At 56.1% G+C, this 7,242-nt stretch carries 3 protein-coding genes and 4 pseudogenes; all 7 read right to left on the bottom strand.

Features of this window, described 5'->3' with window-relative positions:
- Positions 1-555 (bottom strand): annotated as a pseudogene (locus E1K68_RS27285) (alkaline protease); the annotation flags it as partial.
- A gap of 208 nt (positions 556-763) precedes the next feature.
- The gene (locus tag E1K68_RS27280; RefSeq protein WP_212614944.1) at positions 764-3,073 is read right to left on the bottom strand and encodes a M10 family metallopeptidase C-terminal domain-containing protein; all 2,310 of its coding nucleotides are present in this window, start codon (positions 3,071-3,073) and stop codon (positions 764-766) included.
- A gap of 835 nt (positions 3,074-3,908) precedes the next feature.
- On the bottom strand, positions 3,909-5,558 hold the full coding sequence (locus E1K68_RS27275; protein WP_309295829.1) for a M10 family metallopeptidase C-terminal domain-containing protein: 1,650 nt from the start codon (positions 5,556-5,558) through the stop codon (positions 3,909-3,911).
- 244 nt (positions 5,559-5,802) lie between these two features.
- Positions 5,803-5,995, bottom strand: a pseudogene (locus tag E1K68_RS28020) (phosphonate metabolism protein PhnP); the annotation flags it as partial.
- Positions 5,995-6,084 (bottom strand): annotated as a pseudogene (locus tag E1K68_RS27270) (phosphonate metabolism protein PhnP); the annotation flags it as partial. The pseudogenes E1K68_RS28020 and E1K68_RS27270, both read right to left, overlap by 1 nt.
- On the bottom strand, positions 6,075-6,647 hold the full coding sequence (gene phnN / locus E1K68_RS27265) for a phosphonate metabolism protein/1,5-bisphosphokinase (PRPP-forming) PhnN (RefSeq protein ID WP_003189968.1): 573 nt from the start codon (positions 6,645-6,647) through the stop codon (positions 6,075-6,077). The gene phnN and the pseudogene E1K68_RS27270, both read right to left, overlap by 10 nt.
- Positions 6,647-7,082 (bottom strand): annotated as a pseudogene (locus E1K68_RS27260) (alpha-D-ribose 1-methylphosphonate 5-triphosphate diphosphatase); the annotation flags it as partial. The pseudogene E1K68_RS27260 and the gene phnN, both read right to left, overlap by 1 nt.
- Positions 7,083-7,242 lie beyond the last annotated feature (160 nt).

Here is a 7,242-nt window from a genome sequence, read left to right as displayed (position 1 = left end):
ACCTTCTGGCTTGGGCTGATCTACCACTGGCTGCTTGGTGCCCTCTGGCTTGGGCTGCTCAACCACTGGCTGCTTGGTGCCCTCTGGCTTGGGCTGCTCAACCACCGGCTCCTTGGTGCCGCCGCGTGGCTTGGGCCTATCTGTTACTGGCGTGGAGAAGCCGCCCGGCTTGGGCTTATCCGTTACTGGCTTGGTGTCACCATTCGGCTTGGGCTCATCCGCTGCCGGTTTGGTATCTTCCTCTGCCTTCGGGGAACAACGAGCGATAACCACTTTGCCAGAATTCACTTCCCCTAGTTGAAGCAGTCCGGAGTTCAGGCTCGATCCATACAGTCGCTGCAGGCCAGTGCGGTCACCTACCAGCGGAGCGGAAAGATTAAGCAACTTGGATCCTGTCGAGGCCTGGTTGTCTGCCGCCGAGTTCGCATCGGCATGAGAGGACTTCACGGCGTCACTGTCGCCTGGGTTGCCAGGATGAGCCAACGGTGACGGCTGAGGGGTCACGTTCGGCGTGGGCATATGGTAATTTGCAGCGGATGCAGGTGCATTAATCATAATTACGTTTTCTCAGTTAGTTAAAAACAACAACACAACACTTCACAAGTAAAACACCCGTGAACTCTTAAATAGCCAGTCTCTATATTGACTACTCAAACTTTTACGCACGCATCAAAAAACGGCGTTATTAACGAATAACAAGCCATGACTTGTTGTGAGCACTTAAACTTGACGTTATGTTTCACTCATAAAGAGCGACTTGAATCTATTCAGCGCGCTTCTGACGTCGAATGAATTCCCCTGCAAGCCCGCCCTGGAAATGACGACTATCAAAGGCTGGCGCCTGCATCGCCCGGTAGTCGCCTGAATGGGCACTCAAGCCATAGGCTGGCCTTACGTTTCGAGTGACAGCTTTCGGCTCGCAAGGATCTGTGCGAGGGGTTGGTTTAGGCTCGCACGGGTCCGGACGTGGTTGCGGTTCACGTGGGTTCGGACGCGGTCTCGGCTCACATGGTTCCGGACGCGGCTTTGGCTCACACGGGTCCGGGCGTGGCTGCGGTTCACTTGGGTCCGGACGCGGCCTCGGCTCACGCGGGTCCGGGCGTGGCTGCGGTTCACGTGGGTCTGGACGCGGCTGTGGTTCACGTGGGTTCGGACGCGGCCTCGGCTCACGTGGGTGCGGGCGCGGCCTCGGTTCACGTGGGTCTGGACCTGGGTACGGTTCACGTGGGTCCGGACGTGGCTGCGGCTGCGGCTCGCGTGGGTCCGGACGTGGCTGCGGTTCACGTGGGTTCGGACGCGGCCTCGGCTCACGTGGGTCTGGACGCGGCTGTGGCTCACACGGGTCCGGACGCGGCTGCGGCTCACACGGGTCCGGACGCGGCTGCGGTTCGCGTGGATCCGGACGCGGCTGCGGCTCGCGCGGGTCCGGACGTGGCTGCGGTTCGCGTGGATCTGGACGCGGCTGCGGCTCGCGCGGGTCCGGACGTGGCTGCGGTTCGCGTGGATCTGGACGCGGCTGCGGCTCGCGCGGGTCCGGACGCGGCTTTGGCTCACACGAATCCGGACGCGGCTTCGGCTCGCACGGATCCGGACGCGGCTTTGGTTCACACGAGTCCGGACGCGGTTTTGGTTCCTCCGGTTTTGGCTCCTTCGGTTTGGACTCAGGCTTGGGTTTGGGCTCCTCGGGTTGAGGGCGCGGCTGCGGCTTGGGATCTTTGGGTTCAGGGTTTGGCGCGGTTGTATCGCCGTGCGCCAAGATATCAGCAGCTTTTATCTGGCCAATGCTTTTTATTAATAGATCAGCCTTGCCGTTGCCTGTCAGATCCAGGGCCAGACTCCCCTCGTTGCGGCCCTCGTCATAACTCATCACAGCCTGGCCGGGTTGGCCAGTTAAGCGATCGACGAACTTGAGAGCACTGACATTCGCTCTTTTAAGGACTGCGGATACATCAATCTTGTCTGCGCCACTCGCAAAATCCAGGATGACATCAGGGTTATCCGGGGTGGAATCACTGGCATGGTCGTAAACAAAGGTATCTGCGCCGCCCCCCCCAGACAGTCTGTCGGCCCCCGCCCCCCCTTTGAGGCGATTGGCAACATGATTACCGATAAGTGTGTCGTCGCCCTTACCGCCCACTGCATTTTCCAGCGTGACGCCCTTGGCAACGGAAACGTTACCTTTCAACGCCCCTACATCCGAAAAGGACTCGGCATTGAGGTTGATTTTCTGATGGTGTGAATACCCAGAGAAATCCAATGTGTCATTACCACCACCATCCCACACACAGAAAATGGGTGTGTCGTTAGCCGACTTCAAACTATAGGCTTCACGGTTTGTATTGGAATTAAATCCATACGTCGTATCGGTATTACGCGTTTTAGTATTCGCCCCATAGAGTTTCTGAACGGCCGATATATCATCCATCATCGGCGCAGAGGGGTTCAATGATTTGAAATCATGTCCCGGCTGGTTTTTTTCCGAATAGTAACTCATCACAGAACGCGCTCGAGTATCCCCGGCATACGCTGCGTCCCGTCCATAGTTACCAGAGCCATCATAGTCCCCCGGGTGTTCCAGCCCAATGGTGTGGCCTATTTCGTGAACTAGAACTTCGCGAAAATAATGACCCCGTGGAGGGTTTGCACCTGCATTCGCTGTTCCGACATTTGCGAAAGTTTGACTCATATAGCGGTTGGGGAGTGAGGCCATACCCCCAGAGGTTCCGTGCATCTCATTGATATCTATATGGCCGTCAGCCCCCTGCCTTTTTTCAGTGAATGTGACGTTAGCGACATCCTGCCAGGATTGCAGTGCCTGCCTGGCTTGATCTGCCTGCTGTGGGGTAAAGCCCTTGGAAACACGATAGGACAACGTGGTTTTGCCATCACCGTTACTGTCATGAAACTTGAAACCGCTGCGGGTGATATGTTTCCCGGCCTGTTCCGTAGTGAAGACGGTTTTTTTGCTGTTTAGTGTATATACCTGCGTAGGGCCCTCCGGGCTGATGCCACTCCTCGGATCTGGCACCTGCCCTGCATTAGAATTCGTTGCGGTTGGTCCTGGCACTCTCATAAACCAAAGTCCTCATAAAAATCAGACTCGAACGGTAAAACAACATATTCGAGATACCGATTTCCGCCCAACAAGAGCAGCAGTAGTTATCGGCACCCCCTTAAATTCGCATGCTAAAGGTAATCACGCCAGCGACCAATTAATTCACCAGGACACATTCTAAAATTTAAAAACACTTTAGACTTACAACCGAAAAAACCTGAAACCTCAAAACTCAAATCGCTGTTCAAAAAAATTACAACCCGTTGATATACAAGAGATAAAAATACTAAAACAAACTAAAAAATATATTTATTGCAAAGCATAACTCACAACCAGACAAAACCTGAGACGCAATTGAATATGCATCCGCCCTCATATTTTTCACGTCCCCCAGGCGACTACCAACTTGAATGGCGAACAATAGAATAGAACATGAAGGAAAAAATCAGCATTCCACATACAGCGACTTCCGTCTGCCGCACATGAGTCATTCAATGCACTGCAACAGGCGATCAGTCCGACACCTCTGAAACGGGAACATGAATAACGCACAGGTAATAAACCCAGTGAGTGAGTCAACGGGAGTTTTGAATAACTGAAAAAACCGGAAGGCATCACCAACCCCTGATAGTTTGGTGAAAAAAACACGACATGAACGTGGCTTGAAAGTAGCCATGCTCACTTGATAAGCAGGCACGCAGCGCCACACGCGTATACGGTCAGAAGTAAGAGAAAGGTTCTAGTGCAATCGTGGGGTTCCCTGGACTGAGAACCCCACGGGAGGTCGTTGCCTGGCACACAGACGCCTGCCTGGGCAGGCTTGTCGGGGGGGGTTAGCGAATAGTGACTGGGCTCACCTGAATATCGACCACACTTTTTTTATGAACCCCTTGAATGATGAAAAAATTTTCCCGATAAACCCTCCTCCAGGCCGTGGAGTCGGGACGGGCGAAGGGGCGGGCTCAGGCGTGGGTTCAGGTTCAGTCGGCTCTGAAGTAGGGGTCGGCACGGGATCCGACACAGGCACCACAGTGGGTTCAGGCGTTGGCGTCACTGTCGGCGCCTGACCGTTCCAGATCACATCCGCCTGTTTGATCTGGCTTTGGCTGGCAACCAGTAGATCCGCCGTACCATTTCCCGTTGTGTCCACCGCCAACGTGAAACGGCCGGTTTTCGCGTCTTGGCCGAGCACGGCCTCGCCCGCCTTGCCGCTGAATTTCTCGACGAAGCTCAGCGACTTGAGCCCCGCCTCCTGAACAACACCGGTCAGGTCGATCTTGTCGCTCCCGCTCTGGAAGTCCTGGATGATGTCCGGTGCCTGCGGCGTTGAATCGCTGGCGCGGCGGTAAACAAACGTGTCTGCTCCAGCTCCGCCGTGCAGCTTATCGGCCCCCTTGCCGCCCGTGAGCCGATTGTTGCCCTCGTTCCCCGTCAAGGTATCGTTGCCTGTACCGCCAATGGCGTTTTCCACACTCACACCCTTGGCAATCGACACATTTCCTCTCAAGCCCCCCACGTCCGAGAATGACTCAGCCTTGAGGTTGATGGTTTGGTTCTGGGTGAACCCGGAGAAGTCGAGCGTGTCATTACCTCCACCGTCCCAGACGGTGAAGATCGGCTTGTCGCTCCCCTGCTTGAGGCTATAAGCCTCCCGGCCTGAATTGGAATTGAAGCCGTAGGTGGTGTCGGTATTCCGGGTTTTGGTGTTGGCGCCGTAGAGCCGCTGGGCGGCGGCGATATCGTCCATCATCGGGGCACCCGGGCTGCGCCCGGCAAAATTGTGCCCCGGCTGATGAGTCTCCGTCCAATAGCTCATGACACTGCGAGCCTTGGTGTCCTGGGCATATTCGGCAGCCCGATCGTAATTGAAACCCTGGCCGTCGTATTTACCTGGATGACTCAGCCCCAGGGTATGCCCCAGTTCATGGATCAATAAGCCCAGGAAGTGACTGCCCATCGCCGGGTTTTGCCCACCCTGGGTGCCTATATTGGCCTGGACGTTCGAATTATATTTGTTGGGCAACCCCGCGACGCCTGCCGAACCCGGAACACCCTTGATGCTTATTGTGCCATCCGTGTTCGGGCCATTTTCAACAAATTCGATATTAGCAACATCCGCCCAGTACTGAAGGGCTTGCCTGGCCCGTTCTTTCTGAGCCGCATTGAAGCCGCCCGCAAAGTTATAACCCACGACGATTTTTCCATCATTGTTGCGATCATGAAACTTGAAGCCACCGCGGGTGATGTGTTTCGCGGCCTGATCCGTGGTGAAAGATTTTTTATTGTTGGCCCAGAGAACAACTTGGTGTTCATCGGGTGAAAGATCGGGCTGTAACTTATCTGAAGGACGCGAGTAAGAAGACTGCCTAACAGGGATATGCATGTGCTTTGATACTCTGAACAGTGGAAAGTTAACCGTCCATATATGCGAGTTACCGATGCCGACTGCTCCGTTGTCAGCCCGATAAAGCTCCCACATTGAAAAGACCTTCACCACCGTCATTTCATTTCAACAACCCACCATTAAACATGGCAGTAATAAAACCACACATGTTTTATTCGAGGTGGAATACTCGCATCCCCCAAGTACTCTCAAACCTTGATGCCACCGAAGAAAAAAAAAGTGCAAACAACAAACTTGACTCAATCAAGCGACACGCTTCAAATATCCAGAAAAACAATCAAACACACTGGAAAAAACAAACTGAACATCAAGCTTCTTGTCTGATTGCTAACAAGGCCACGCCTTACACGACTCGATTGTCCCAACCTACCGAGACATGTCGGGGCAACTCATGACGATGCGCCAGCAACCACGTATCCAACGTATGCCCCACATGGGTCAGCCCCCCCCAACTGCGCCCCGGTGTCTTCGATGCTCTGCAGCGCCAGCGTCAGGTCATTGTGATTACGCGGCACCTGCGGCTGGGGCGGCTTTGATCACTGCGCGCCAACCCGCACGCAGCACACTCGCAGCCATGCACCGGAACCTGCCGCGCATCACCGGTGCCCAGCAGCGTCAAGCGCATACCGTGCGCCCGTGGTCCAGGCAGCACAGCAAACGCTCGACGGTATGTGCCAACGGGCCAGAGTTATCCAACACGAACAAGCCCGCCCCATTGCCCGCAATCAACTCGGCAGTGAACCGCGCATTGCGCGCCAGGCGTTCCTCGATGTCGGCCAATGACTCACGCCCGCGCGCGATCAAACGCTGGCGCAACACCGCTTGGTCCACCGTCAGCAGCAATACCAACGACGTCGGGTAACGCTCACGAGCCTGCGCCAGGTGAGCACGGGAGCCGTTGACCAGAACGTCGTCCCCAGCGGCCAACCAATCGTCGATTTCCCTGGGGATGCCATAGGACAAGCCATTTGCCTGCCAGCTCAAGGCAAATGCGCCCTCGGCTTCCATCAGCGCAAACTGCTCCGGGCTCACCCCTTGCGCCGCTTCGCCCACCGCCTCTGCCGACCGTGTGATCACGCGCCGCACCATACGGCAGCCACGCTCGACCAGGCGTGGACGCGCGGCATCCAGCAGGCTGTCCTTGCCCGAACCCGATGGCCCGATGAGATAGATCAACCTGCCTGCCATCAAAACACCCTCTTCGCTTGTCTCCAGACTTGTTGCACCATCGGCAGCCCTTCGCGGCTCCTGGCTTGCACCAGGTCGGCACGCAGGCCAATGGCGATTTCACCTCGGTCCTTCAAGCCCGCGCCTGTGCCGGCGCCAGGCTGATCATCTGCACTGCGCGGCAAAGATCACCGCCATCTTGTTGATCGGCAGTACGAACGCCGCCTGCAACAGGCTCGCCGTGTAGTAGTCACTGGAAAGTATATCCAGCAATCCCTCGCCAGCCAGGCCGGCGGCGGCCACATTACCCGAGTGCGACCCACCACGCACCACGTTCGGCGCGCCCATCAAGACTTTCATGTTCAGTTGCCGGCAACCGCGCGCGGCTTCCAGGGTGGTGGGAAATTCAGCGATTGTCATGCCATAACGCGCAGACTCTTCACGATGCGAAGCGAGCCGCTCTTGATCTTGACCTGCTTTTGATCTTGATCTTAGGCGCCCCGTCAAACCACGCTGGCCGGAATTCGACAGGGATTTGGGGGGTAAACCGGCAGGGATGCCGGCGGATTACGGGCACACCGAGCCTAAGCGAGGTGCCGAGTGGTGGGGCAAGAGC

Source organism: Pseudomonas sp. B2021 (genome assembly GCF_018135665.1).
Taxonomy (GTDB): domain Bacteria; phylum Pseudomonadota; class Gammaproteobacteria; order Pseudomonadales; family Pseudomonadaceae; genus Aquipseudomonas; species Aquipseudomonas lactis.
Note: the sequence above shows the minus strand (reverse complement) of the source record. Positions and strands in the feature narration are given on the sequence as shown.